The organism is Aliagarivorans marinus DSM 23064 (genome assembly GCF_000429485.1).
Taxonomy (GTDB): Bacteria; Pseudomonadota; Gammaproteobacteria; order Enterobacterales; family Celerinatantimonadaceae; genus Aliagarivorans; species Aliagarivorans marinus.
In genome coordinates, this window is sequence record NZ_AUBY01000015.1 from 121,327 (window position 1) to 146,295 (window position 24,969).

Sequence of the window (24,969 nt, forward strand, 5' to 3'; positions counted from 1 at the left end):
TAAGGGCTTAAGCCAAGGCCTTTCGATAGAACTCCACTGCCTGTTCGGGATCGGCCTGCTGGTGCTTCACCTCTGCCATCAACTGGTAGGCCTTGGCTGATGGTTCTGCTTCCAGACAGCGGCTTAATACGTTTTCCGCTTCGCTCAGCTGTTGTTGCTCAAGATAGAGCTTGGCCAAGGTCAGCAGTAGCGGTGGATAGTCACCACAGCGTTTCTCCAACTTAGCCAGCTGTTGGATCAGCGGGTAGGGATCTTCCAGTTCCAGCTCTGAGGCTACTTCAAACAACAAACTGTCTGCCGAGCTGGTTAGCAACGAGCCAATCAACTGATAGGCGCCGCTGCTGTCGCCCGCTTTGATCAGCGCCCGGGTGGCGGTGGCAGCAATCAGTGCGTCTTTCTTTTGCTTACGCGGCATGCGATTCCAGTAGTCGGCTACCTTGTCGGCACCGTCATGGGTGGCCAGCGCGTCAAACAGCGCCTGATAGCTGCGTTTGCGCTCGGCGTTTAGTTGTTCACTATCAATCAAATGCAGCTTATGGGCAGAGGGCAAAATATCCAGATACTGCTGCCACATGGCCAATTCGGGATAGATCTGCAGCAGCAGGCGCTTGGCACTGGCGTTATCGATAGTTGACTGGGGTAGCTGTTGTAAACTGCCCAGCGCTGCTTGATGGTCGCCTTGCTGCAGTTGTAGGCGAGCCTGAGTGAGCAGTACCGCCTCGTCGCTGTCGCCGAGCTGGCTGGCCTTCTCAAGATAGGCATCGCGCTTGGATTGTTGCCCTTGGTTGGCGGCGGCCTCGGCAGCGGTCAGGTAGTTGAGGGCAGGCAGCTCGCTGTGTTGTGCCGCCTTCGAGACCAGCTTCTCGGCGTGCTGATAGTCGCCCTTCATCATCGCCATCAGGCCCTGCTGAGTGTGGCTTTGGGCGCTGCGACGACGCTGACGCCCCCACCAGTTGCCGGAGCGGGTGATGCTCAGCCAGATGATCCGCAGCAGCCACAGGCTGAACACCAGTGCGCAGAACAGGATAAACAGAAAGAAGATCGCGCTGGTGACCGACATCTCGATGGTGTAGTCGTTAAACGCAATCAGCACATAGCCTTTGTTACCTGCCAGCTGCGGGCCGAGGGCTAGCCCCAGTGCAAGCAGGCAGAGCAGGATCAGCACCTTAATCATTATTGACCCCCTTCAGCCAGCGGCTCGCGGATCAGCCGTTGCTCGCGCTGCTTAATGGCTTGCTCGGCGGCGGCCAGGCTCGCCAAGGTGTCAGGAACCTCGACCTGAATATCGAGGGTTTGCAGCTCACGCAGATCGCTGATCAAGGCCTCAGCTTGCGCATTCTGGGTAAAGTACTGGCCGATCCACTGCTCAGCACGGGCCAGCTTGGCCTTGAATAGCTCGCCTTGTTGGCGGAACAGCGCTTGCTCGGCTTGTTGCAGCTGCAGCTTGAGGTTTTCATTTAGATACCAAGCGTGCTGTGGCTCGATCAGCGCCTCGACCTGGCCGTCGCGGCGGCGCACCGTGACGAAGTTTTCGCTAAAGCGTTGCCAACTCTTGGCGAGATTTTCCTGCCAATCGGCGGCGCTGTCACTGAGGGCTTGGTCTTGTTCCTCTAGTGCTTCGGGCAGCTCAATGGCAGCCAACTGCAGCGCTTCTACCTGCTCCAGCATGCTTTCCAGTTTTAGGGCGATACCGGTGCGATCAACCAGCGGCAGCGCCTGTATGGTTTGCAGATCTTGGGCGATGGCCCGGCGCAGCGTGAGCAGATGCGGGTCGTTAACCACGGCGAGTGAGGCATCGGCTTCGCTGAGTAACATGCTGGCGGTGGCGCTGTCTTGCTCCAGCCACAGCTTGTTGGCGGCCAACTGCAGTAGGTAGTTGGCTTCGTTGAGGCGCCAGTGGTTGGCATCTTTGACATTCATTAGAGCCAGCGCTTGTTGCAGGTCGGCGGCATCTTGGCTGGCACTTTCCAGCTGCTGCTGGAAGCCATCTATGGTGCTTTGCTGGGCTTCTATCAGGGCGTTGAGTTGTTGAAGACGCTGTTGGTCCTGCTGCTGCGCTTCGCGATATTGTTGCTCGCGGGCATCTTGGCTGGTGTTAAGCAGGCGCATCTGGGTGCTTTGCTGTTCTTTGAGCTCGCTGAGCTGCCAGTAGCCAAGGCCTGCCAGCGCCAATACCAAGATAATGGCAATCACCGCCAGAATGACAGGAAGCAGAGATTTGGACTGTTTTTTAGGGGCCGAGTCGCTCTTCTCAGACGCAGTCGGGGCAGCAGATGCTGATGCGTCAGTTTGACTTTCGCTGGGTAGGGTCTCGTTCATTGTTATTCCTTTTACTAAGACAGCTTCGTCAATGCCTGGGCAAAGGCCTGATTGGAGGCGCCTTCACTGAGCACTAAATGATTAAAGCCCAATGACTTGGCGAAGTCTACTAGACGTTGGCTGGGTACCAGCAAGTGGCACGCTCGCAACCAGCTTTGAAAATCGGCGTTGTCAGATTGTGCGACAAGTTGTTTTAACAGCTCGCCGCTACTGACCACCAAGGTATCGATGTTTTGTTGCCATTGTAGTCGCTGCGCTGGGGAGTAGCGTAGCCCTTGCCGCCGGTAGCATTCCACGTAGCTCACTTGGGCGCCCTTGGATCCTAGCTGCTCGGCCAGCCACTCGCGCCCAGTGTCGCCGCGCATGATAATCGCCCGCTCAATCTGCTGGGTCGCCAGCAATGCCAACATCCCCTCGCTGTTTTGCTGTGCGGGATAAACGGCGTCTACCCCCCACGCTTTCCAACGCTGAGCACTGGCTTGGCCAACCGCTAAAAAGTTGAGGGCCTCGGGCCAGGCGAGCTGAGCTTGCTCGCGCCACTGTTCCACCGCATCGACCGCATATTGGCTGACTGCGATCAACCAAGTGTTGGTAGAGGTGTCGATGTTATGCAGCTGGGGGAAGTCATCATGGGGATGGATCGCTTGCATCGGCGCAAAGGTCACCGTGTAGCCCAGCTCACGCAGCAGCGCGCTGCACTGCTCGCCGTGGTGCTGGGGACGGGTAACCAACACGCCGCGCATCTAGCCGTAGACCTCGGCCAAGATCTTATCGGCGCCCGCGCTGAGTAAGCGCTCGGCGAGGCTTACGCCCAGTTGCTCCGCCTGTTCCGCAGGGCCGTGGATCTCATCTTCAATGACTCTGGAGCCGTCGATAGCGCCGACGAGGGCGCGTAGGCGAAGCTGGGGGCCATCGAGCTCGGCAAAGCAGGCAATCGGTACCTGACAGCCGCCTTGCAGTCGGTGGTTTAAGGCGCGCTCGGCTTTAACACGAATCGAGGTGTCTGCATCGTTTAGTGGCGCCAGCAATGTGTGAAGGCGCTCATCATCGCTGCGACACTCAATCCCAACCGCGCCTTGGCCACCGGCGGGTAGTAAGGTGTCGGGCGAGAGGTAGTCGGCGATACGCTGTTGCATCTCTAAGCGCAGCAGGCCGGCGCTGGCCAGGATAATGGCGTGATACTCGCCTGCATCAAGCTTGGCCAGGCGGGTGTTCACGTTGCCGCGCAGGTCTTTGATCTGTAGGTCGGGGCGCAGCTTAAGCAGTTGGCATTGGCGGCGCAGGCTGCTGGTGCCTACGATCGCGCCTTGAGGTAGTGCATCGAGGCTGGGGTAGTCGTTGCTAACAAAGGCGTCGCGCGGGTCTTCGCGCTCGCAGATGCAGTACAGGCCCAAACCATCGGGAAACTCCATCGGGACATCTTTCATGGAGTGCACCGCAATGTCTGCTCGGCCATCGAGCATGGCGTTTTCCAACTCTTTGAGAAACAGGCCTTTACCGCCGATCTTGGCCAGTGGGGTGTCGAGGATCTTGTCGCCCTTGGTGCTCATCGGCAGCAGTTCGACGCTAAGGCCGCTGTGTTCGGCTTCTAAGCGGGCTTTAACAAACTCGGCCTGCCACATGGCCAAGGGGCTTTTACGGGTGGCAATACGCAGGGTGTTCACAAACACGCGTCTCCATTTAATGCATGTTTTACAATGCCTTCAGGGTATCACTGGCGAGCCGCTGGCCCAACCGTCTTACCCGGATTCCCGTGCAAAATTGGCGGCTGGCTTAGGCGATTTTTACACGCCAAGCACAGCCCTGCTTGGAGTAGGGTTTTAGTTTACCGGTGATGCGTAGAAGTGTTAACATGCTCACATTTCATACGTTATATATACTTGCCCAACACTCTGGGCGGGTTAAAGAGTACCTTGCAGGAAACCATAGCAGCCCTTCTAGATAAGGCACGTCGCACTCAACAACATCGCAAACAGCTGGCATTACAAACTATGTCGGCGGAGGTGCAGCAGGTGTTTGAGTTGCTGCCTTCGATGTTGCATTACCATCACCCGAGTATCCCGGGCTTTGTCGATGGTGAGGTGCCACAAGGTATTTGCCGTTTTGAACCGACCACCCGTCACTCCATCTTCCTGCAGCAGCACTTCTTGTGCACCCCCGAGCAGCCGCAAAGTCGCGAGATCTTGGGTATCTATTCCATGGGCAGTACCGCAACCATTGGCCAGTCGCAGACCAGCGACTTGGATATTTGGGTGTGTCACGACGCCGAGATGGACGCCGAACGGGTGGAGCTGCTGCGCAGCAAGTGTGACAAAATCTCGGTGTGGGCCGACCACCAAGGGGTTGAGCTTAACTTCTTTATGGTGGCGGAGAATCAGTTCAAAACTGGCGCGATCAGTGAGCTATCCAAAGATAACTGTGGTAGCGCCCAGCACCTGCTGTTGCTTGATGAGTTCTACCGCACTGCGCTGCCCTTAGCGGGTAAAAAACTGGTGTGGTACGCGGTGCCGGCAGAGCTAGACCAAAGCTACGACAGCTTCGTGGCCGAGCAGTTTGCTGCTGGTCACTTCAACCACGAACGCTGGCTGGACCTCGGTGGCCTGGATGTGATTCCCGCCGAGGAGTACTTTGGCTCTGCCCTATGGCAGCTCTATAAAGGTATCGACTCGCCCTATAAAGCGGTGCTGAAAACCCTGCTGATGGAAGCCTACTCGTCGGAGTACCCCAACACCGCGCTGTTGGCGGTAGAGGCCAAGCGCATTGCTCAGGAAGGCCGTGAGTTTGAACTCACCCAAGATGCCTACTACCTGATGCTGGCCAAGGTAACCGACTATCTGGAGTCTATCGAAGACTACCCGCGTCTCGATTTGGTGCGCCGCTGTTTTTACCTGAAGAACTCCGATAACAATCCACTGCCCAGTGACCTGCTAGAAGTACGCGCGCTTAACTGGCAGCAGCGTTTTATGGCCAAGTTGGTCAAACAGTGGGGCTGGTCGCAGAAGAAGATTGAACACCTTAACCAGCGCAGTAGCTGGAAGGTTAAAGACGTTAAAGAGGCGCACGCCGAGCTACTCGATGCCTTGATGCTCAGCTACCGCAACCTGATCCGCTTCGCCCGTCGCAATAACATCAGTGAATCGATCAACCCGGAAGACATCGGCATCCTATCGCGTAAGCTCTATGCCGCCTTTGAAAGCCTTCCCGGTAAGGTGACCCAGATTAACCCGCAGATCTCGCCCGATTTGTCGGAGCCCCACCTGAGCTTTATCCACTCTCCGGCGGGCAGCCAATGTGGCGAAGGCTGGTATCTGTACCGCGCCCCGCTCGATGGTCATGCCCTGCGCGGCCATGTGGCGCTGGAGCACTCCAGCTACTTGGCCAAACTGGTGTCGTGGGGCTATTTCAATGAGCTCAGCACCAACCAGACCCAGCTACATGTCTATCAGCGCGAAGGGGCGATGTGCGAGCAAAAGGTGCTGGAGTTTGACCGTGACCTACGCCGTGCCTTTCCAGTACATATCGAGGCCGCCAGCAACTTGGCCTTGACCCGCCCCTGTGAGATCCGCCACTTGGGGGTGTTCATTAACCTCGAGCAAGACCCAACGGCGCGCTGGGCGGGCAAGGTGATCGAGTTCGATGGCAACGCCACCAATATCTTCTCCTTTGGTCGCAGCGAAACCTGTCTGGTCGCCTCGGTGGACTTGGTTTATCGCAACACCTGGAACGAGATCCGTACCCTGCACTTCTCCGGCGATACCGCGGTGGTGGATGCCCTGACCACCGTGCTGGGCAAGATGCACCGCGACGCTAAAAAGCCCGAGCATATCGATGTGTTCTGCTACAGCGCCCACTTCCGCGAAGAGATCTGCAGTAACTTTCAGGCGCTACTGGAAGAGTGTATCGAGAGTCGCCTGAAAGCGCGTCAGCAAAAAGCGGTGAAAACCGTGCTGCTGGGCAAAGAGAAATACGGCTTGTTTATCGAAGACCGTGGCGTGTCGGTGAAGAAGCTGGATAACAGCGTGCGCTTTTACAGCGAGCTGTCGAACAACAAGTTGGAGCGGATGCCGCTGCAGCTCAACACCGGCGACAAGAAGACCGTGCCCAACGTGGTAGAAGCCCACGCCAGTGAAGGCTTAGTGCAGTACTTCTTCGAGAATCTGGCGGACGGCTTCAACATCTATATCGTCGATGAGACCAACCAGATCGAGATGTACCATGAGTTTGCGGGTAGTAAGGATGAGTTGGTGCAGGGAATCAACCGCTTCTATACCACCTCATCACGCGAGCAAGTGGGCGGCAGTGGCAATAGCCAAGCGATTAACTTCAATCTCCCTCAGTTCTACGACATCGTGGTGCGTGAAGGCCATTGGCAGGTAGAGCCGTTCCGCAGTGGTGAAGGCCGCTAGCGCGGCCACATCAACGGGTGATTAAGCGAAGCTTAGCTCTACGCCACTTTGGTCTTTGATTGACTGGCTTAGGAAGGACCAGAACTCGTTGCCGCTGCGGTTACAGATCCACTGGCTGTCGTCGCGCCACTCGAAGTGATAACCGCCAAACTTGGTGGCTAGCCATAGCTGATGCAGTGGTTCTTGCTTGTTGATCACGATCTGTGAGCCGTTCTCAAACTCCAGGGTGAGCACTCCACCATTCACGTCGCATTCGATATCGAAGTCGTCACTGTCGGTGGCCAGTTCGATTTTGGCAAATGCGTCATCAATAAGTTGGTGGTAGTAGCTATCGTTCATGGCTTGCATCCTTGGTTGATCTGTAGCGATTCTGTTGCAATTCGTTGGGCGAATGCGGATTATAAGGGCATTCTAGCAATATTCATGGTTTATTCATGACAAAACAACTGATTGTGGTGTTGGCTCTGTGTTGCGGCATTATCGCCTGCGGCCAGAAGGGACCACTCTATCACCCTCCGGCGGACCAGGAAGCCCCCACCGCGCCGGACGAGCAACAACAGTAATCGACGGATTAGATACAAGGACAGCACTTGGACTTTTTTAACTACCGCCAGCAGCAACTCATGGCCGAGGATTGCTCTCTTACCGAACTGGCTGAGCGTTTTGGAACGCCTCTTTTTGTATACTCGCGCGCAACTATTGAACGTCACTGGCGCGCCTTTGACCTGGCGGCAGCGGATCGCGAGCACTTGGTGTGCTATGCGGTGAAGGCCAACTCAAACTTGGCCGTATTGAACCTGATGGCCCGCATGGGCAGTGGTTTTGACATCGTCTCTGGCGGTGAGCTGGCGCGGGTACTGGAAGCCGGTGGCGATCCGGCGAAGGTGGTGTTCTCGGGCGTGGGTAAAACCTCGCAAGAGATCGAGTATGCCCTTGAGTCCGGTATCTATTGCTTCAATGTAGAGTCTGAGCCGGAGTTAGAGCGGATCTCTGCGGTGGCTGCGCGCGTGGGCAAAACAGCGCCCATCTCGCTGCGGATCAACCCAGATATCGATGCCGGTACCCACCCTTATATCTCCACCGGCCTGAAAGAGAACAAGTTCGGTATTCCCATCGAGCGTGCGCCCGAGGTGTATCGCTTTGCGGCGAGTCTGCCCAATCTGAAGATTACTGGCCTCGATTGCCACATCGGCTCACAGCTCACCGAGCTAGAGCCCTTTGTCGAAGCCATCGATAAGCTATTAGCCTTGATTGATCGTTTGGCCGAGCAAGGCATTGTGATCGAGCATTTAGACGTGGGCGGCGGTCTGGGCGTGAGTTACGATGACGAGCAACCGCCGCAGCCTGCTGAGTATGCGCAGGCCTTGGCCGAACGTTTGGGCGAGCGCCCTCTCAAGCTTATCTTCGAGCCGGGCCGCGCGATTATGGCCAACGCTGGAATCATGCTGACTCAGGTGGAGTTCCTCAAGCCCACCGAAACCAAAAACTTCGCCATTGTTGATGCGGCGATGAACGATCTGATCCGTCCATCGCTGTATTCGGCTTGGCAGGCGATTGTGCCGGTGCTGCAGCGCCCGGAACTCACTAGCGCTGAGTACGATGTGGTGGGTCCGGTCTGTGAGACTGGCGACTTTTTAGGCAAACAGCGCGAATTGGCCATCGAGCAAGGCGATTATCTGGCAGTGCGCTCCGCCGGTGCCTATGGTTTTAGCATGAGCTCTAACTACAACTCGCGCCCACGCGCTGCCGAAGTCATGGTGGATGGCGACCAAGCCCATCTAATCCGAGCTCGGGAAAGCTTGCAGCAACTTTGGCAAGGAGAAGCCTGCTTACCTGAGGACCAAGGCTAACGATGCTGGTTAATTTTTCGAAAATGCACGGTTTGGGCAACGACTTTATGGTGATCGATAACGTCACCCAAAACTTGTTTTTCAACAACGATGCGATCGCCCGTTTGGCCGATCGCAACCGCGGTATCGGCTTTGACCAAATGCTGGTGGTCGAGCCGCCCTACGACCCGGATCTGGACTTTCACTACCGTATCTTCAATGCCGATGGCAGCGAGGTGGAACAGTGTGGCAACGGCGCCCGCTGTTTTGCCCGGTTTGTGCAACACCAAGGGCTGACCAACAAGAAACGCATCGCGGTTAGCACCAAGTCGGGCAACATCGTGCTGCATGTTGAGCAAGACGGTCAGGTGTCGGTCAATATGGGGATCCCCGAGTTTGAACCTTCGCGGGTACCGTTTAAGGCGAAAAAAGCCGAGGGCACCTATATCCTGCGCACCCAAGAGCAGACCGTGATGTGCGGGGTGGTGTCGATGGGCAATCCCCACTGCGTTATCGATGTCGACAACATCAAGCAAGCGCCGCTGGAGACGCTAGGTAAAACCCTGGAGAGCCACGAGCGCTTCCCTAAGCGGGTGAACGTCGGCTTTATGCAGGTGTTGGATCGCCACAATATCAAGCTGCGGGTGTATGAGCGCGGCGTGGGGGAAACCCAGGCCTGCGGTACCGGTGCCTGTGCGGCCATGGTGATTGGCCGCCAACAAGGTAAACTGGCCGACAAAGTGACCGTTGAGCTGCCCGGTGGCAAGCTCAAGATCTTCTGGCAGGGTCCCGGCAAGCCGGTCAAGATGACCGGTCCCGCAGAGCACGTCTTCGATGGACAAGTGAAGTTATGAGCGATTTCGATCTCAGTCAGCCGCTGCTGACCAACGAAACCCTGATTGGCGAGTATCTCCAGGATAACCCGGACTTCTTCGCTCGCCATCCGCATCTGGTTAAACAGCTGCGGGTACCGCATAGCGAACGCGGTGCAGTGTCGTTGGTGGAGCTGCAAGTTCAACAGCTGCGCAGCAAGGTGGCCAATCTCGAACAAGAGATTACCGATCTGATGACGGTAGCCAGCCACAATGAGCGCATCTTCAAGGCCTATGTCGACCTACTGCCGCCGCTGCTGGCCTGCGATTCTTTTGCCGAGCTGCAGCATCGGCTGCGCCGGGCGATTGTTGATGGCTTGGGAGTTAGCCAAGTCAGTCTGAGATTGAATCAGGATTACTTCGATTTAAGTGAAAACGCTAGCGAATGCGCCCTCGACGAAGAGCGTCTGCAGCGCTTTCGGGTGACTCGTCTCGGCGAGGAGCCGCACTACTTTGGCCGCCTTAGCAAAGGCGAGATCGAGCTAATGTTCGACTCTCACGAGCAAGTCTCCTCCGTGGCGGTGGTGCCACTGGGCTCACAGGCTGAGCAGGGCTTTTTCCTGGCGGCCAGCAAAGATGCCGATCATTACGTGGAAGGGATGGACAGCCTGCTGCTGACCCAACTCTGCCAAGTGGTGAGTGGCTTGCTGCTGCGCCTACTGCCATTGCGTGACGAGCTGTGAGCGAGGCCTTCGAGCTCCCACTAGAGCGCTACTTGCGCCACCTGGAAGTCGAGCGCCGCTATAGCCCGGCCACCCTCAACAACTATCATCGCGCTCTTCACCAACTCAAAGACTATCTGCTTGCTGCTGGCTACCAAGGCTGGACCGAGCTAGATACCGATGCCGTCCGACTGCTGCTGCTGCGGCTTAAATCCCGCGGGCTAGCGCCGCGTTCAATGGGCCATCGTTTGTCTTGCCTGCGCAGTTTCTGCGAGTACATGGTGCTGCGTGGTGAGCTGGCCTATAACCCGGCTAAGGCAGTCGCCTCCCCCAAGCTGGATAAGCCGCTGCCGAAGAATCTGGATGTGGACTCGGTTACCCAGTTGGTCAATCACGAGGGCGATGAGCTGTTAAGCAGTCGCGATCTGGCGATGATAGAGCTGTTCTATGCCAGCGGGCTGCGCTTGGCGGAGCTGGTGTCTTTGAATGTCAGTGATGTCGATTTCAGTCAAAGCATGCTCAAGGTAACGGGTAAGGGCAATAAGCAGCGATTGGTGCCTTTTGGCAGCAAAGCGGCACAGGCGCTGAAGAACTGGCTGGCGATGCGTAAGGCCTTGATCTTCGACGATAGCAGCGAGCCGGCGTTGTTTGTGAGTAAGCGACAGCGGCGGATCAGCCCGCGCAACGTCCAACAACGTCTCAAGCGTTGGGCGCTGCAGCAGGGGCTGGGGCAGAACCTGCACCCGCATAAACTGCGTCACTCCTTTGCAACCCATATGCTGGAAAGCTCGGGGGATCTGCGAGCGGTACAAGAGCTGCTGGGTCATGCCGATCTCTCCACCACCCAGGTCTATACCCATCTGGATTTTGCTCACTTGGCCAAGATCTACGACAGCGCCCACCCTCGCGCTAAACGCAAACCCGATTAAGGTGAAGTTATGAGATTCTATCGCGCCTGGCAGCGGCCTCAGGCATTGTCGTTTGACCTGGACGACACGCTGTACGATAACGGGCCCTACATTGAGCGTGCTGAAGCATGGCTGATGGCGCAGCTCAAACAGCGCCCTGAAACGGCCAACCTCACCGCCCATCATTGGCGTAGCTACAAGCAGCGGGTGACCCGCGCCGAGCCGATCCTCAAGCACGATGTCACTGCCTGTCGCGAAGCTTGGGTGAGCCTGGCGTTTAAAGAGCTGGGGGTGAGTGATCATGCCAGCGAGGCCAAGGCACTGGTTGAGCGCTTTGTTGCAGTGCGCAGTGACTTTCAAGTGCCAGCAGAGAGCTTGGCATTGCTCCAACAGCTGGCTGAACGCTATCGGCTGGTGGCGATCACCAATGGCAATGTGGATCTGCAGCAGATAGGTCTGGGTGATGTCTTCGAGTTCAGTCTGCGGGCGGGAGAAGGTGGCCACAAAGCCAAGCCGGCAGGTGATTTGTTCCAGCTGGCCGCTGAGCGCTTAGCGCTGGCGCCCAATGAGATTGCCCATATCGGCGATCATCCGGTGAGTGACGTGAGTGGCGCGGTGCGGGCAGGCTTTAAAAGCGTGTGGCTCAACCCGCAGCCACACCAACCAGCGATTAAGCACCTGCCAGATGTGGAGATCCACCATCTACAGGCGCTAGCTGAGATACTCTAACGAGATTACCTGCTGCGGCGTAGCTGGCGGGTGCGCAGTGCCAGTAGCAGCAACACCGAACCGAACAAGCCAAGGCGAAGTGGCTCATTGACGCTGTAGTAGACGTTGTCGATGGCCGCTGATCCGCCGAACACAAAGTCCACTTGGGTCACCGAACCAAAGCCCGCCAGGTCGATGGGGGCAATCCGGTTCACCGAGTTATTACCGAACACCGCATTGTTGATGCCATCGCCGACCAGGCTGCCAAAGCCGATGCGGCCCAGCTCATTACCCAGCTCATCGAACAGCAAGGCGACGTAGCCAGCATCGTCGTTGTACTCTTCCGGACCTTCCACGTCGATAAGGTCGAAGCCAAGTTCGCTAATGGCATTATCAAAGCTGAAGCTAAGGATACCTGCCGGGCGGGTGCCCTCGTCGTCTGGGCTAGAGCAGATGCCGCTGGCGCAATCGCGGTTGTTTTCTTGGATAATCAGTACGCCACCCATAAATAGCTCACTGGTGTCGCCTAGATTGCCTGCGCCCCAGTTCGGGCCGATCAGGTCCGGGTCTTCATTGCTTAAGCCCGCAGCATCGCCGACCCGCGGTTGGGTGTCGTAGACCACGGCATGGTCGTCGGCGTTGGGGTCATAGTTATCCGCGGAGATGGTGACACCGGCGTACTGGTCGGTGATTACCTGGCCATGGGCAAACTCGTCAAAAGTAAGCAGGTTGGCGCTTGCGGTGTAGCTGAGTCCGGCCATGCTGGCGGCAAGTAGTAAGCGTCGATATCCAAGCATATTCTTCATTAGGTCATTAGCTCTAAAAAGTCTCTACTGACTAAAGCAAAAGTCACGCCACTATAAAATACCTTTTTTATCAATGCTTTAAATATGCGGTTATTCTTGGTTGTAAATTTATCTGACAAAAATACCTAGTTGGGGTCAGCTTGGACGGCCTTGATCTGCTGAAGTCGTAGATTGAGCAAGCGGTCTACCAGCACACCTAGCAGGAGTCCCCAGAACGGCGCGCCGACCCCCCACCAGCCAAAGCCCGCCGCGGTCACTAAGAAGCAAACCAATGCCCCTTCCCGACCTTTGGGCTCAGCCAAGGCGCTGTGTAGGCTATTGGCAATGGTCGATAGTAAGCCAAATGCGGCCAGCGCGATGATCAAGGCCTGTGGGCAGATAGCCACCAATGCGATCAGCAGGCTGCCCATGAGTCCGGCGATGAGGTAGATCACCCCTGCCCAGATGGTGACCTGATAGCGTTTGTCCTTATCGGCCTCAACCTGCGGGTTCATGCAAATGGCGGCCGTGATGGAAGACAAGCCAAACGAGAAGCAGCCAAAGGGGGCGGTTAGCAGGTTAACCCAAGCGCAGTGGCCCAGTAAGCGCGATACCGGAGCCTTGAAGCCATGGGCCTGCATCACGGCCAGACCGGCAATGTTTTGAGAACTGAGGGTGACTAAGAACAGCGGAAAGCCAACCCCGAGCAGTAAATCAAAAGAGAACTCCGGCGGCTGCCAATACAGCGTGGGCGCTGACCAGTTAAGCGGCTGGCTTTGGTACAAGTCGAGCTGAAAGCTAAGCAGCAGGCCACAGAGCAGCACCAAGGGCATGGTATAGGTGGCCAACCAGCGCTTGGCCACGATGTAGGTCACCAGCATTCCGCCCAGTAGCAGCGGGGTTTGCTCCACGTAGCCGGTTATCTTGATGGTAATGGAGACCAGCACGCCGGCGAGCATGCCGGCGGCGATGTGCTTGGGGATCCAGCGTTGCACCTTGGCCATACCACCACTAACCGCCAACAGCAGCGACAAGGCTGCAGCAAACAGAAAGCAGCCCACCGCTTGGGCAGGCGTTGCATCGCCGAGGCTGCTGGCCAGCAAGGCGGCACCGGGCGTCGACCACGCGGTAAGTACCGGCATCTTGTAGCGCCACGATAGGCCGATACTGGTCAGCCCCATCACCAAGCCCAAGCTCACCAGCCAAGAACCTAGCCACTGAGAGTCTGCGCCCGCCGCTTCGGCTGCCTGAATCACAATGGCAATCGCGCTGGCATAGCCGACCAAGGCGGCGATAAATCCGGTGCTCAGATGAGCGAGACGAAATCGTGGCAGACTGAACATAGTACTTCCTTGTTATCCGACTATCGGCTAATGTGCGTTATAGCGCACGAACGAACATAGCTTAGCACCTGTGCGTTATAACGCACAAGCCGAAGATGCAGTGAGAAATGCAGCAGAGAACAGCAGCAAAGAGCAAAGGCGCAACTAAGCGACCTAGAGCGAAACGGATAGGGCAGTGATGCAAGAGTTTGATAGTCAGTTGGGTGAGAAGCTGCGGGCGATCCGTCGCGAGCTGGGTTGGAGTTTGGATACTGCCGCCAAGCATACCGGCGTGTCGAAGGCCATGCTGGGGCAGATTGAACGGGGCGAATCTAGCCCGACGGTGGCGCGAATGTGGAAGATTGCCACCGGCATGCAGCGCCCGCTCACTGCGTTTCTGGATATGTCGGCCACCTTGCCAGATGACCCGGCATTGCTTAGTCAGGATGTGCGCCCGGGCGATCTTAGCTACCAGGTTCTGCTGCCCTTCGACCCGACGTTTGGCTTTGAGTTGTTTGCTATTGGTATGACCCCGGGGCAGCAACATTTGTCGGAAGCCCACGACCACGGTGTGACCGAACACGTGACCGTGATCCAAGGAGAACTGCAGATCTTGATTGATCAACAGTGGCTTACTTTAAAGCAAGGGGAGGTGTACCGTTTTGCTGCCAACCGCCCCCATGGCTATCGAAACACAAGTGAGAATTCGTTGCTGTTTCATAACCTTATTCACTATCAATAAAAAACTGTATAAGTGGCGTGACAGCCTAAACAAAATAAGAGAGACAAATTAAATTTGCGCTCAGTTAGCCCTATTGAGTCTTTCCTATAATTGTCCGGAAGGTCTCTCGACCTCGCTAAACGGTAATCGGTCTACATGACCGGGTGACAACTTTAATTAGCTAGGAGGGCAATATGTTAGTCACATACAAGCACTACACCTTGCCGCAAGATCATGTACATGCACACGTGGCATTTACCCCGCTGGGTGAGCTGGATGTGTTGCTGGAAGAGCAGCAGCAAGTGCTACACGCCGAATTTGAGCTGCTTACCTTTACCAGCGATGCCAAGCTGCAATGCTTTGATTCAACCCAGCATCAGCATGTTGAGTGGCAGGTGCAACTCAACCCCAATGATGCCAAAGAACTGATGTTCGCGATTCAGGATGCTCAAGAGGAGTTTGAAGTACTGATGCGTGATCTTTAGCACCACCAAAACCCAGCCCATACCCCCAGAACCAACCCATCAGCCACCGTTATGCGGTGGCTGATTGATTACCAAAGATCTCAAAGGCGAACTCCGCGAAGGCATCACTCATGGTATAACCCAGCTCGTGGTGCTGGCCACTGCGTGTCAGCATGGAGTAGCCTTCTTTGCCTGCCAGGGTATAAGCCGATGAAACGCCGCGATATTGACTGTCATCGCAAACCGCTTGCCACTCTCCATCGCGGTAAAGCTGAAGCCTTTGGACCCGCTCGCCTGCGACATTATCTGGCTCATAGTGAAAACGCAGCCGATAGCAGTAAGGGTAGCTACCATCGCCGCTGCCAATGACGCCGTTATTAAAGGCGTTGTTGAGCGCACCCTCCAAGGCCTGGCGCAAGTCCTTGCCTTTGATGCTGTAGGCCACAATCGGGATCTGGAAGGGCAGCAAGCGCCCATGAACTTCGGCCAGAGTTAGCGGCCCGGCTTTTAGAGACACCCGCACACCACCCGCGTTATGCAGGGCGAAGTCGATCTCACCTTGGGTTTGCGCCGCCAGATAAAACGCTTTGCACACCAGTGGGGCGATCTCACTGCCCGCTGGGAACTGTTCATTGGGCAGGCGGGTGTGGATCAGCGGCCAAGGCAGCTCGGCGATCTGCTGGCGGTGCATCGCTTCGATGGCTGGGCGATATTCCCGGGCAATCAGGGTTTCCATGGCCGCTTGCCGTGGCACACGCTGCAGCTGTGGATGGTCGACGATGGCTTGCTTGAGCTGGCTGCGCTCTACGCCACTGATAGTTGCGGGAACGCCGAGGTTATCGCTGTCGACCAGAAATTTGACCCCGCCCTCAAGCTGATGAACCTGACCATCTTGGTCAAAACGCAGCTGGAACAGCCCAATGGATTCGGCGTGCTGGCCGGCATGTAGGATCAAGCTGCCGTTGGGGCGATGGTTGATATCTTCGGCCTTGGCCACGTTCAGATCGCTGAAGTCGCCGCTGATGCTATGGGTATGCCCACCAATAATGAGGCTGATGCCGGGGACGGCTTCGGCCAGTGCAACATCGCCGGCGTAGCCCAAATGACTCAACACGATAATGCGGTGTATTCCCTGCTGTTTAAGGTGCTTGACCGTGATGCGAGTGGTCTCGATGGCATCGACAAACAGGCAATCAGGGTCCGGACTGCCAATGCTGGGCATGCTATCCAGGGTGATACCGAAGATCGCCAATGGCGCCTCACCCATGGATTTAAGCAGGTATTGGGCGATGCCCTTCTCGCTGTTGTAGCTGTAGAGATTCTCCAGCGGGCGCATCGGATGAGACTTAGCTTGGTTCTCTTGGCTGAGATCCATATTGCCCGCCAGCAAGGGAAAATCGGCTTCGGCGATAAACTCCTGCAGCGGATCGTTGCCTAGGTCAAACTCGTGATTGCCGATGGTCATGGCGTCTGGGCGCAGCATATTCAGTAGCCGCGAGTTAGCACGCCCCTTATAGCAGCTGAAATAGAGACTTCCCTGAAAGCTGTCGCCGGCATGCAGTAGCAGATGTGGGCAGTGCTGCTCGGCGGCATTCTCGCGGTGCTGGGCTACCGCGCTGGCGATCTGCGCATAGCCACCACAATCGATGGTGTAGGGCTTGCTTTGCTGGTCAATATCGAAGCTCAGGTTTACCGGGCTGGGATCAAAGTGCGAGTGGGTGTCATTGATGTGGGCCAGATAAAGAGTGTCGCTCATAGATTCTCCGAAAAGCGCGTAACGCCAACATATTATAGTGAGATTGATCACATTGAGCTGCAAGTTTTGCTCGTGAACCAGCAAAAGGCGGTGTAGAAACTTTGCCCGTGACCCCATCGGGTACCTGTTATAATATACAGTCTTTTCTTGAACACCTGCCGAAGAGACTTTGATGGATATTTCACTGCTGTTAGATGGGCTGAACGATAAGCAGCGCGAAGCTGTTGCAGCTCCGCCTTCCAACATACTGGTACTGGCCGGTGCCGGCAGTGGTAAGACTCGGGTGTTAGTCCATCGGATCGCCTGGTTGATGCAGGTTGAGCACAACTCTCCCCTTTCGGTGTTAGCGGTAACCTTTACCAACAAGGCAGCGGCCGAGATGCGCTCGCGGGTCGAGAGATTGTTAGGTGGGCGCTTTCAGGGCATGTGGCTGGGCACCTTCCACTCCTTGGCGCACCGTTTGCTGCGCGCCCACCACCGCGATGCGGGCCTGCCAGAGGATTTTCAGATCCTCGACTCTGACGATCAATACCGCTTGCTGCGCCGCATTATCAAGGCGATGAACCTCGATGAGAAGCAGTGGCCACCCAAGCAGATCCAATGGTATATCAATGCCCGCAAAGACGAAGGGCTGCGCCCCGATCATGTGGATTACAGCCACAACCCGGTGGAGCGCACCTATGTGGAAGTCTATAAGGCCTATCAGGAAGCCTGCGACCGGGCTGGGCTGGTGGATTTTGCCGAGCTACTGTTGCGCGCCCACGAGCTGTGGCTAAAGCAGCCGCACATCCTGCAGCACTACCAGCGTCGCTTCCGCCATATCTTGGTGGACGAATTCCAGGATACCAACACCATCCAGTATGCCTGGCTACGAATGCTGGTCACCGATGAAAACAACATCATGATCGTGGGCGACGACGATCAGAGTATCTACGGTTGGCGTGGGGCCAAGATCGAGAACATTCAACGCTTTGAAGAGGATGTGCCCAAGGTGAGCACCATCCGCTTGGAGCAGAACTACCGCTCCAGTGCGACCATTCTGAAGGCCTCCAACCAGTTAATCGAGAATAACCAAGGTCGCATGGGCAAGAGCCTGTGGACCGAGGGGCAAGAGGGCGAGAAGATCTCGGTCTACACCGCCTTCAACGATATCGATGAGGCACGCTTTGTGGTGGCGCGGATCCAGCAACGTTTGGAGCAAGGCACCGGGCTGTCGGATTGCGCCATCCTGTATCGAAACAACGCCCAGTCGCGGGTCTTGGAAGAAGCCTTAATGCAAGAGCGCATGGCCTACCGCATCTACGGTGGCCTGCGCTTCTTCGAGCGCCAAGAGATTAAAGATGCGCTGGCCTATATGCGCCTGGTTAGCAATGCCCACGACGACACTTCGTTTGAGCGGGTGGTCAATACCCCGGCTCGTGGTATCGGTCAGCGCACCATCGAGCTGCTGCGCCAAAGTGCGCGCGAGATGCAGCTGAGTATGTGGCAGGCGGCCCATCACTGTGTCGAGCACAAAATTCTGCCCGGGCGTGCGGCGAACGCAGTGGGGCTGTTCCTGCAGCTTATCCATAATCTGGCGGAGTCGACCCGCGATCTCGACTTACATGAGCTGTGCGACCAAGTGATTAAAGGCTCTGGCCTGCTGGCCATGTACCAAGCCGAAAAGGGCGAGAAGGCGCAGGCGCGGGTGGAAAACCTTGAGGAACTGGTCAACGCCACGCAGCAGTTCTCGCCGTCGGAAGAAGACGAAGATATGTCGCCGCTGCTAGCATTCTTGTCGCATGCCGCACTGGAGGCGGGCGACAATCAAGCCGAGGCCGATCAGGATGCGGTGCAGCTGATGACCCTGCACAGTGCCAAAGGTTTGGAGTTCCCGGTGGTGTTTATGGTGGGTCTGGAAGAGGGCATGTTCCCCAGCCAGCAATCCAGCGAAGAGAGTGGCCGGCTCGAGGAAGAGCGCCGCTTGTGCTACGTGGGCATGACCCGGGCGATGGAGAAGCTGTTCCTCTGTCATGCCGAGAGTCGCCGTTTATACGGCAAAGAGGCACTGCATCCGCCTTCGCGTTTCCTACGTGAACTGCCGGCCGATTGCTTGGATGAGATCCGCCTTAACACCAATATCAGCCGACCGATGCAGCAAGGGCGTTTTTCGCCGCAGTTACAGCAAGCCGCCTTCGCCGATAGCGGCTTTAGCTTGGGCCAGCGGGTGATGCATCCGAAGTTTGGTGAGGGGATCGTGCTTAACTTTGAAGGCAGCGGTGCCCAGAGCCGGGTACAGGTGCAGTTTGAACAGGCGGGTAGCAAGTGGCTGGTGGTCGCTTATGCGCGGCTCGAGGCGCTCTAGCGCCCCTCTTTTCTTACTAAGCGCCTGCTTAGTTATGCCTTGCGTTGGTGCTGGTAGGCATCCCAACTAAACACCGCCAAGGCACACCAGATAAAGCCGAAGGTAATCATCTTACTCAGCACCAGTGGCTCGTCGTAGATCCCAACCGCCAAGGCAAACATCATCGATGGGCCGATGTACTGGAAGAAGCCGATAGTCGACAGCCTTAGGCGGGTTGCTGCGGCGGCAAAGGCCAGCAGCGGCAAGGTGGTCACCACCCCAGCGCTAAGCAGCAAGCCGTTCAGCTGCCACGGGTTGTTGCCAAGTGTGGTGCTTGGGCTGTCGCTCATTAGCAGGAAACCCACCGCGACCGGAAGTAGCCACAAGGTCTCGATAAACAGACCGGGCAGCGCCCCCAGATTGACCTTCTTACGCAACAAGCCATACAAGCCAAAGCTGCTGGCCAGTGATAGCGCAATCCAAGGTAGCGAGCCAAAGGCGATGATCTGAATCGCCACGCCAGCCCCTGCCAAGCCAATCGCCAGCCACTGACGGCGGCGGAAGCGCTCGCCCAAGAACAGCATCCCCAGCACAATGTTAAACAGCGGATTGATGTAATAGCCGAGGCTGGCGTCGAGCATCCGATTATTGGCCACCGACCAGATAAATATCAGCCAGTTACAGGCAACCAGCAGTGAAGTCGCTATCAGAATAAGCCGCTGCTTGGGGTGCTTGAGTACCGCCACCACCGCATGCCACTGGCGACTGATAAACAGCAATACCACCAATAATACGCAGGACCAGAGCACCCGATGCGCCAGAATCTCCAGCGGTGGAACCACGGAGACAGACTTAAAATAGATCGGGGCGATACCCCAAATGATGTAGGCCGCCAGGGCGTACAACACCCCTTGGCGAGTGGCATTTTCAGGCATGGGAATAGGTCTTGGTAAACAAGGCCTTAGTTTATCAGTCTGTGAGCTGGCTCACTAGATGATCACCACTGGGTTAGGCAAGAAACTCAGTGATTATGGCTTTGGTGGTGCCAGGCATCGATAAGATAGGGCAGTGGCTTGGCGCGCAGATCCAGCAAGCGTTCCATTTTGTCACAAAACTCGTGGTGCCCTCGGGCCAAGTGCCACAGATGGCCTAAGGCGCCGTCGACCAAACGCTTGCCTATCGGTGCTTGATGGCTTTGCCATGCTTGAATACAGCGATAGCCGGGGATCAGCTCGCGTGAGTAACTGGCCAGTATCGAAGTGGGCCAGTTGCGTTTGATCTCGCGCGGTTTCTCCAGATAGTAGGCCATGGGGCGGCGCAGGTAGAGGTGGCATAGCCGTCCGCGGTCCCGCTCACTCAGGCAGTCGCTGTGGATCTCTTCGAAGTGCTGCTGATCACTGCCGTCTTTGAGGAAAATACCGAACAGCTGGCAATCCAGCAGGCGGTAGTCAGGGTAGTCTGCAAAGTCGCCGTAGCCGCCGAGTTCATGCTTGAGCCAGCTAGCGATATCGTCTAGCTGATACTGCTCCGCCAGATGAATAGCTTGGCTGAGGATAGGTTCGACATGGCGAGGAGCCAACTCCATGGTTTGATTCACGGTATCCTTCCTTGCGGGTAAGCGGATAGTAATTATACGCCCTAAATTGAATAAATTTTAGTCAGGGCTTCGATTAAGTGAACTCGCTAAGCCATTGATGACATTGGGAAGATTAAATTCCACCCAAGAAATAAATCTTCCATGTATTCAGTGTAAACCCTCGGTAAAATGGTTTATTCACCGCCTGATTTTGCCTAAGCTAGCCCAGCAGCCCTTGGGGTCTTAATTGAGAAGCGACTGCGCCCTTCACGTTGCCTGGTGAGCGGCAGGTAATCGGAAGACTAACAATGAGGAGTTACGCGTGGAGCACTATATCGGCTTAATGTCTGGCACCAGTATGGATGGCGTGGATGCGGTGTTGGTCGCCATCGACGCCCAGCACTGTCAGCTGCTGCAGCAACGCGCCCACCCTATGCCCCCCTCCTTAAAAGCCGATCTACTGGCGGTGAATCAGGGCCAGCCCACCAGTTTAAAAGCGATTGGCGAACTGGATCATCGGCTCGGTCTGCTGTTTGCCGAGGCCGTTAACGCTCTGCTCGATGAATCAGCCATAGCCGCCAAGGATATTCGCGCCATTGGCAGCCATGGGCAAACGGTGTTTCACCAGCCCACCGGCGAGTACCCGTTCACCCTGCAACTGGGCGATGCTAATTTGATTGCAGCGCGCACAGGGGTGACCACGGTTGCAGATTTTCGGCGCCTGGATATGGCCTTTGGCGGTCAAGGCGCGCCGCTGGTTCCGGCCTTCCATCAACAGATGTTTCCAGTAAGTGATTCAACGCGGGTGATCGTCAACTTGGGCGGCATTGCCAACATTACGGTGCTGCAAGCCGATGGTAGCTGCATTGGCTACGATACCGGTCCGGCTAATATGTTGCTGGATGCGTGGATCGCTGAGCAGCGAGGTCTTAGCTTTGATCGCGATGGCGCATGGGCAGCACAAGGTCAAGCGCTGCCGGAGTTACTGGCCAAGATGCTGGCCGAACCCTATTTTCAACAGCCTGCGCCTAAAAGCACCGGGCGAGAGCTGTTCAACCTATCGTGGCTAACATCGCTAATCGGCGATGCGCACTATGCTGCCGAAGATGTACAAGCAACACTGCTGGAACTGACCGTTATCAGCTTGGCCGAGCAACTGCGCATACACGGCCAAGGAGAGCAGCCTGAGCTAGTGGTCTGCGGCGGAGGCGCGCAAAACGCCTATCTGCAGCAGCAGCTCGCCCAAGCGCTGCCTGACTGGCAGCTTCGCAGCAGCGCTGATTATGGTATCGACCCCGATAACCTGGAGGCGATCGCCTTTGCCTGGCTGGCCTATCGGCGCATTCATAATCTACCGAGCAATCTACCGGCGGTGACCGGCGCGAGCCGAGTGGTCAGCTTGGGTGCCATCTACCCTGCCCCTTAATCTGGATATCAAGCAATGAGTGAACTACTAAACCAACTGGCTAGCCTGGTCTCGGAAGGCCGCAACCCAGAGACCATGGATATCGACCAGCTTGATAGCTTGGCCTTGGTGACCAAACTGAATCAACAGGACCGCGGCGTGGCCGATGCGGTGGCCCAGTGCCTGCCAGCCATCGCTGAGGCGGTGGATAAAATCACCGAGGCTTTTCGCTGTGGTGGTCGCCTGATCTATATTGGCGCGGGAACCTCGGGGCGACTGGGCGTATTGGATGCATCAGAATGCCCGCCAACCTTTGGGGTGGATGAAAACACCGTGATTGGTTTAATCGCCGGTGGCGAACAGGCGATGTTTCGTGCTCAGGAAGGGGCCGAAGACAGCCTAACTTTGGCACAGGCCGATCTGCAGGCCATCGCTTTGACTGGCGATGACGTGTTAGTGGGGATCGCCGCCAGTGGGCGCACTCCCTATGTGTTAGGTGGTCTGGCCTATGCTGAATCACTCGGCGCCACCACTGTGGCACTGAGCTGTAACCCAGACTCGGCGATTGCCGATGCGGCCGCTATCAGTATTGCGCCAGTGGTCGGCCCCGAGGCGCTCACCGGTTCTACCCGCCTAAAAGCTGGCACCGCCCAAAAGCTGGTTCTGAACATGTTGAGCACCGCCAGCATGATCCGCTGGGGCAAGAGCTATCAAAACCTGATGGTCGATCTCAAGGCCACCAACGAGAAGCTGCAAGCGCGCGCCCAGCGCATAGTGATGCAAGCGTGCCAGTGCCCAGAGGCACAAGCTTATGTGCTGCTTGAGCAAGCGCAGTTCGATACCAAGCTGGCAATTATGATTGGTCTCAGTGGCTTAGCGCCGAGTGATGCCAAAGCGCTACTGGCGAACAATCACGGCGTGATCCGTCAGGCGCTGAGATCGAACTAAGCGGGGCTAAAACCGCCTAAATAAAAATTATTCCACATCGCCCCAGCGCGCCTAGGCAAGCGGCTGGGCAGTGGGTAAAATGGCCCACCTTTTAAGTGATGCCCGAGATAACCTGACCGTGAGTTCCCCTGCTGCTGCCCTGCAAATCCTGCGCGAAGTGTTCGGTTACGAACAGTTTCGTCGTGGTCAGGAGGCAGTGATCAGCGCCATCCTGCAAGGCCAAGACTCACTGGTGATTATGCCCACCGGCGGTGGCAAGTCGCTGTGTTATCAGGTGCCGGCATTGCTACAACCTGGGCTGACCGTGGTAATCTCTCCACTGATATCGCTGATGAAGGATCAGGTCGATAGCCTACTGGCCAACGGTGTCAGCGCCGCCTACCTAAACTCCAGCCTCACCCGCGAGCAGCAAAGTGCGGTGTATAGTCAGCTCTATCATGGACAGCTCAAGCTGCTGTATATCTCGCCAGAGCGGCTGTTAGGCGGTGACTTCCTCGAGTATCTAAGTAGCTGGCAGCCCAGCCTGTTTGCCATCGACGAAGCTCACTGTATCTCCCAATGGGGCCACGATTTTCGCCCTGAATATGCCGATTTGGGCGGGCTGAAACAGCGCTTCCCCAATGTACCGGTGGTCGCCTTGACCGCGACGGCTGATGAGGCGACGCGCCAAGACATCCTGCAGCGCTTGCAGCTGAACCAACCGTTTATCCAGCTATCCAGCTTTGATCGGCCGAACATTCGCTACACCCTGCAAGAGAAGTATCGCCCATGGCAGCAGCTGCTTGGCTATGTACGCTGTCAGGAAGATAACGCCGGCATCGTCTATTGCGGCAGCCGCAAACGGGTGGAAGAGCTGGCAGAAAAGCTGCAGCAAGCGGGCTTTCGCGCCGCCGCCTACCATGCTGGGCTGCCGCTAGAGCTGCGCCGCTCGGTGCAAGAGCAGTTTCAAGCCGATGAACTGCAGCTGGTGGTGGCCACGGTTGCCTTTGGTATGGGTATCGACAAGCCAAATGTGCGTTATGTCTTTCACTACGACCTGCCCCGCAATATCGAAGCCTACTATCAGGAAACCGGCCGCGCCGGTCGCGACGGCTTAGAGGCCGAAGCGGTGCTGCTCTATGGCTCAGATAGCACCGGCTGGGTGCGTCGGATGATCGACGAGCAGGAAAACGAGCAACAGCGGCAAGTCGAGAGCCACAAGTTCAACGCCATGGTGGCCTTTGCTGAGGCGCTTACCTGTCGTCGCCAGGTCTTGCTCAACTACTTCGACGAGTACCACTCTAAGCCCTGTGGAAACTGCGATGTCTGCCTTGACCCACCCAAGCGCTACGACGGCCTGGAAGATGCGCAAAAAGCGCTGTCCTGTGTTTATCGCCTAGGTCAACGCTTTGGCATTGGTTATGTGGTCGAGGTGCTGCGCGGCAGCCAAGGTCAGCGGGTATTAGAGCAAGGCCACCACAAGCTGAGCACCCATGGCATTGGCAAGGACAAGAGCCATGACCATTGGGTAAGTGTATTGCGCCAGCTTATTCACCTTGGCCTACTCAATCAAAACATCGTACAAAGCTCCACCTTGCAGCTCACCGAGGCGGCGCGGCCAATCCTCAAGGCCGAAGACGCCCTCGAGCTGGCAGTGCCGCGTTTGAACATCACCAGCAAACGGAGCTCACCGGCGCTGTCGATGAACTACGATAAACGTTTGATGGCGATGCTGCGTAACCTCAGAAAGCGCTTGGCCGAAGAAGAAGAGCTCAAGCCGTTTATGGTGTTCAATGACAAGAGCCTGATAGAGATGGCCGAGCTACAGCCACAAACCCGCCATGAGTTCTTGGCCATCAGCGGCGTTGGCCTGAAAAAGTTAGAGCGTTATGGCGATGAATTTATGGCGCTGATTAGCCGTTACAACCAATAACCGAATGATTGGCTAAGCCCTTTACGCGCTAACCCATACTTCGGCCAGCTTAA

At 56.5% G+C, this 24,969-nt stretch carries 23 protein-coding genes; 13 read left to right on the top strand and 10 right to left on the bottom strand.

Annotation, left to right across the window (positions count from 1 at the left end):
- Window positions 1-7: 7 nt before the first annotated feature.
- The 4 genes from G461_RS0106645 to hemC are packed head-to-tail and all read right to left on the bottom strand — an operon-like array spanning window position 8 to window position 3,989.
- On the bottom strand, window positions 8-1,174 hold the full coding sequence (locus G461_RS0106645) for a heme biosynthesis HemY N-terminal domain-containing protein (RefSeq protein ID WP_026971248.1): 1,167 nt from the start codon (window positions 1,172-1,174) through the stop codon (window positions 8-10).
- A complete protein-coding gene (locus tag G461_RS23525; protein WP_051333407.1) occupies window positions 1,174-2,319 on the bottom strand; it encodes a uroporphyrinogen-III C-methyltransferase in 1,146 nt (381 codons plus the stop codon). Before G461_RS23525 ends, G461_RS0106645 begins: the two co-directional genes overlap by 1 nt.
- Window positions 2,320-2,333: 14 nt before the next feature.
- Entirely contained in the window at window positions 2,334-3,062 is a 729-nt protein-coding gene (locus G461_RS0106655; RefSeq protein WP_026971249.1) for a uroporphyrinogen-III synthase, read from the bottom strand.
- Entirely contained in the window at window positions 3,063-3,989 is a 927-nt protein-coding gene (gene hemC, locus G461_RS0106660) for a hydroxymethylbilane synthase (protein ID WP_035479594.1), read from the bottom strand. It abuts the gene before it with no gap.
- 243 nt (window positions 3,990-4,232) lie between these two features.
- On the opposite strand from hemC, the gene G461_RS0106665 reads away from it, so the two are divergent.
- Window positions 4,233-6,725: a class I adenylate cyclase gene (locus tag G461_RS0106665; protein WP_026971251.1), complete on the top strand. Its 2,493-nt coding sequence runs from the start codon at window positions 4,233-4,235 to the stop codon at window positions 6,723-6,725.
- Window positions 6,726-6,746: 21 nt separating this feature from the next.
- Here the strand turns inward: G461_RS0106665 and cyaY are convergent, their stop codons facing one another.
- On the bottom strand, window positions 6,747-7,073 hold the full coding sequence (gene cyaY, locus G461_RS0106670; RefSeq protein ID WP_342664364.1) for an iron donor protein CyaY: 327 nt from the start codon (window positions 7,071-7,073) through the stop codon (window positions 6,747-6,749).
- A gap of 86 nt (window positions 7,074-7,159) precedes the next feature.
- Between cyaY and lptM the strand changes: the two genes are divergently transcribed.
- From lptM to G461_RS0106700, 6 genes are read left to right on the top strand one after another with little or no spacing between them, the layout of a single operon-like run.
- Window positions 7,160-7,288 (top strand): LPS translocon maturation chaperone LptM, encoded by a 129-nt coding sequence (gene lptM / locus G461_RS25825; protein ID WP_084404954.1) that lies wholly within the window; start codon window positions 7,160-7,162, stop codon window positions 7,286-7,288.
- A 27-nt stretch (window positions 7,289-7,315) separates the two neighbouring features.
- On the top strand, window positions 7,316-8,575 hold the full coding sequence (lysA, locus tag G461_RS0106680) for a diaminopimelate decarboxylase (protein WP_026971252.1): 1,260 nt from the start codon (window positions 7,316-7,318) through the stop codon (window positions 8,573-8,575).
- 2 nt (window positions 8,576-8,577) lie between these two features.
- Entirely contained in the window at window positions 8,578-9,408 is an 831-nt protein-coding gene (gene dapF / locus G461_RS0106685) for a diaminopimelate epimerase (RefSeq protein WP_026958220.1), read from the top strand.
- A complete protein-coding gene (locus G461_RS0106690) occupies window positions 9,405-10,109 on the top strand; it encodes a DUF484 family protein (protein WP_026971253.1) in 705 nt (234 codons plus the stop codon). The genes dapF and G461_RS0106690 overlap by 4 nt, the downstream gene beginning before the upstream one ends.
- Window positions 10,106-11,017, top strand: coding sequence for a tyrosine recombinase XerC (gene xerC / locus G461_RS0106695; protein WP_026971254.1), 912 nt, complete (start codon window positions 10,106-10,108; stop codon window positions 11,015-11,017). Before G461_RS0106690 ends, xerC begins: the two co-directional genes overlap by 4 nt.
- Window positions 11,018-11,026: 9 nt before the next feature.
- Complete coding sequence (locus tag G461_RS0106700) at window positions 11,027-11,725, top strand: HAD-IA family hydrolase (RefSeq protein WP_026971255.1); 699 nt, start codon at window positions 11,027-11,029, stop codon at window positions 11,723-11,725.
- Between the two features lie 5 nt (window positions 11,726-11,730).
- Here G461_RS0106700 and G461_RS0106705 read toward each other — a convergent pair whose 3' ends face one another.
- Complete coding sequence (locus tag G461_RS0106705; RefSeq protein WP_026971256.1) at window positions 11,731-12,501, bottom strand: hypothetical protein; 771 nt, start codon at window positions 12,499-12,501, stop codon at window positions 11,731-11,733.
- Between the two features lie 134 nt (window positions 12,502-12,635).
- A complete protein-coding gene (locus tag G461_RS0106710; RefSeq protein ID WP_035479597.1) occupies window positions 12,636-13,832 on the bottom strand; it encodes a benzoate/H(+) symporter BenE family transporter in 1,197 nt (398 codons plus the stop codon).
- A 178-nt stretch (window positions 13,833-14,010) separates the two neighbouring features.
- Between G461_RS0106710 and G461_RS0106715 the strand changes: the two genes are divergently transcribed.
- Both G461_RS0106715 and G461_RS0106720 read left to right on the top strand, forming a co-directional pair.
- Window positions 14,011-14,553, top strand: coding sequence for a helix-turn-helix domain-containing protein (locus G461_RS0106715; RefSeq protein ID WP_026971258.1), 543 nt, complete (start codon window positions 14,011-14,013; stop codon window positions 14,551-14,553).
- Window positions 14,554-14,726: 173 nt separating this feature from the next.
- Window positions 14,727-15,017 carry a hypothetical protein gene (locus G461_RS0106720; protein ID WP_026971259.1) on the top strand — a complete coding sequence of 97 codons (291 nt, stop codon included), beginning with the start codon at window positions 14,727-14,729 and terminating at the stop codon, window positions 15,015-15,017.
- Window positions 15,018-15,066: 49 nt separating this feature from the next.
- Here G461_RS0106720 and G461_RS26050 read toward each other — a convergent pair whose 3' ends face one another.
- Complete coding sequence (locus G461_RS26050; RefSeq protein ID WP_051333408.1) at window positions 15,067-16,752, bottom strand: bifunctional metallophosphatase/5'-nucleotidase; 1,686 nt, start codon at window positions 16,750-16,752, stop codon at window positions 15,067-15,069.
- A gap of 172 nt (window positions 16,753-16,924) precedes the next feature.
- Here G461_RS26050 and uvrD point away from each other — a divergent pair, with 172 nt between their 5' ends.
- A complete protein-coding gene (gene uvrD, locus G461_RS0106730; protein WP_026958227.1) occupies window positions 16,925-19,096 on the top strand; it encodes a DNA helicase II in 2,172 nt (723 codons plus the stop codon).
- Window positions 19,097-19,128: 32 nt separating this feature from the next.
- Here the strand turns inward: uvrD and rarD are convergent, their stop codons facing one another.
- Together rarD and G461_RS0106740 are read right to left on the bottom strand one after the other, a co-directional pair.
- Window positions 19,129-20,010 carry an EamA family transporter RarD gene (gene rarD, locus G461_RS0106735; protein WP_026971260.1) on the bottom strand — a complete coding sequence of 294 codons (882 nt, stop codon included), beginning with the start codon at window positions 20,008-20,010 and terminating at the stop codon, window positions 19,129-19,131.
- A gap of 86 nt (window positions 20,011-20,096) precedes the next feature.
- Window positions 20,097-20,672: an AbiTii domain-containing protein gene (locus G461_RS0106740; protein ID WP_026958229.1), complete on the bottom strand. Its 576-nt coding sequence runs from the start codon at window positions 20,670-20,672 to the stop codon at window positions 20,097-20,099.
- Between the two features lie 301 nt (window positions 20,673-20,973).
- Between G461_RS0106740 and G461_RS0106745 the strand changes: the two genes are divergently transcribed.
- The 3 genes from G461_RS0106745 (at window position 20,974) to recQ (ending at window position 24,916) form a co-directional block, all read left to right on the top strand.
- The gene (locus G461_RS0106745; protein ID WP_026971261.1) at window positions 20,974-22,077 is read left to right on the top strand and encodes an anhydro-N-acetylmuramic acid kinase; all 1,104 of its coding nucleotides are present in this window, start codon (window positions 20,974-20,976) and stop codon (window positions 22,075-22,077) included.
- A gap of 15 nt (window positions 22,078-22,092) precedes the next feature.
- Window positions 22,093-23,004, top strand: a complete 912-nt coding sequence (murQ, locus tag G461_RS0106750; protein ID WP_026971262.1) for an N-acetylmuramic acid 6-phosphate etherase — start codon at window positions 22,093-22,095, stop codon at window positions 23,002-23,004.
- 79 nt (window positions 23,005-23,083) lie between these two features.
- Complete coding sequence (gene recQ, locus G461_RS0106755) at window positions 23,084-24,916, top strand: DNA helicase RecQ (RefSeq protein WP_051333409.1); 1,833 nt, start codon at window positions 23,084-23,086, stop codon at window positions 24,914-24,916.
- The last annotated feature ends 53 nt before the right edge of the window (window positions 24,917-24,969 follow it).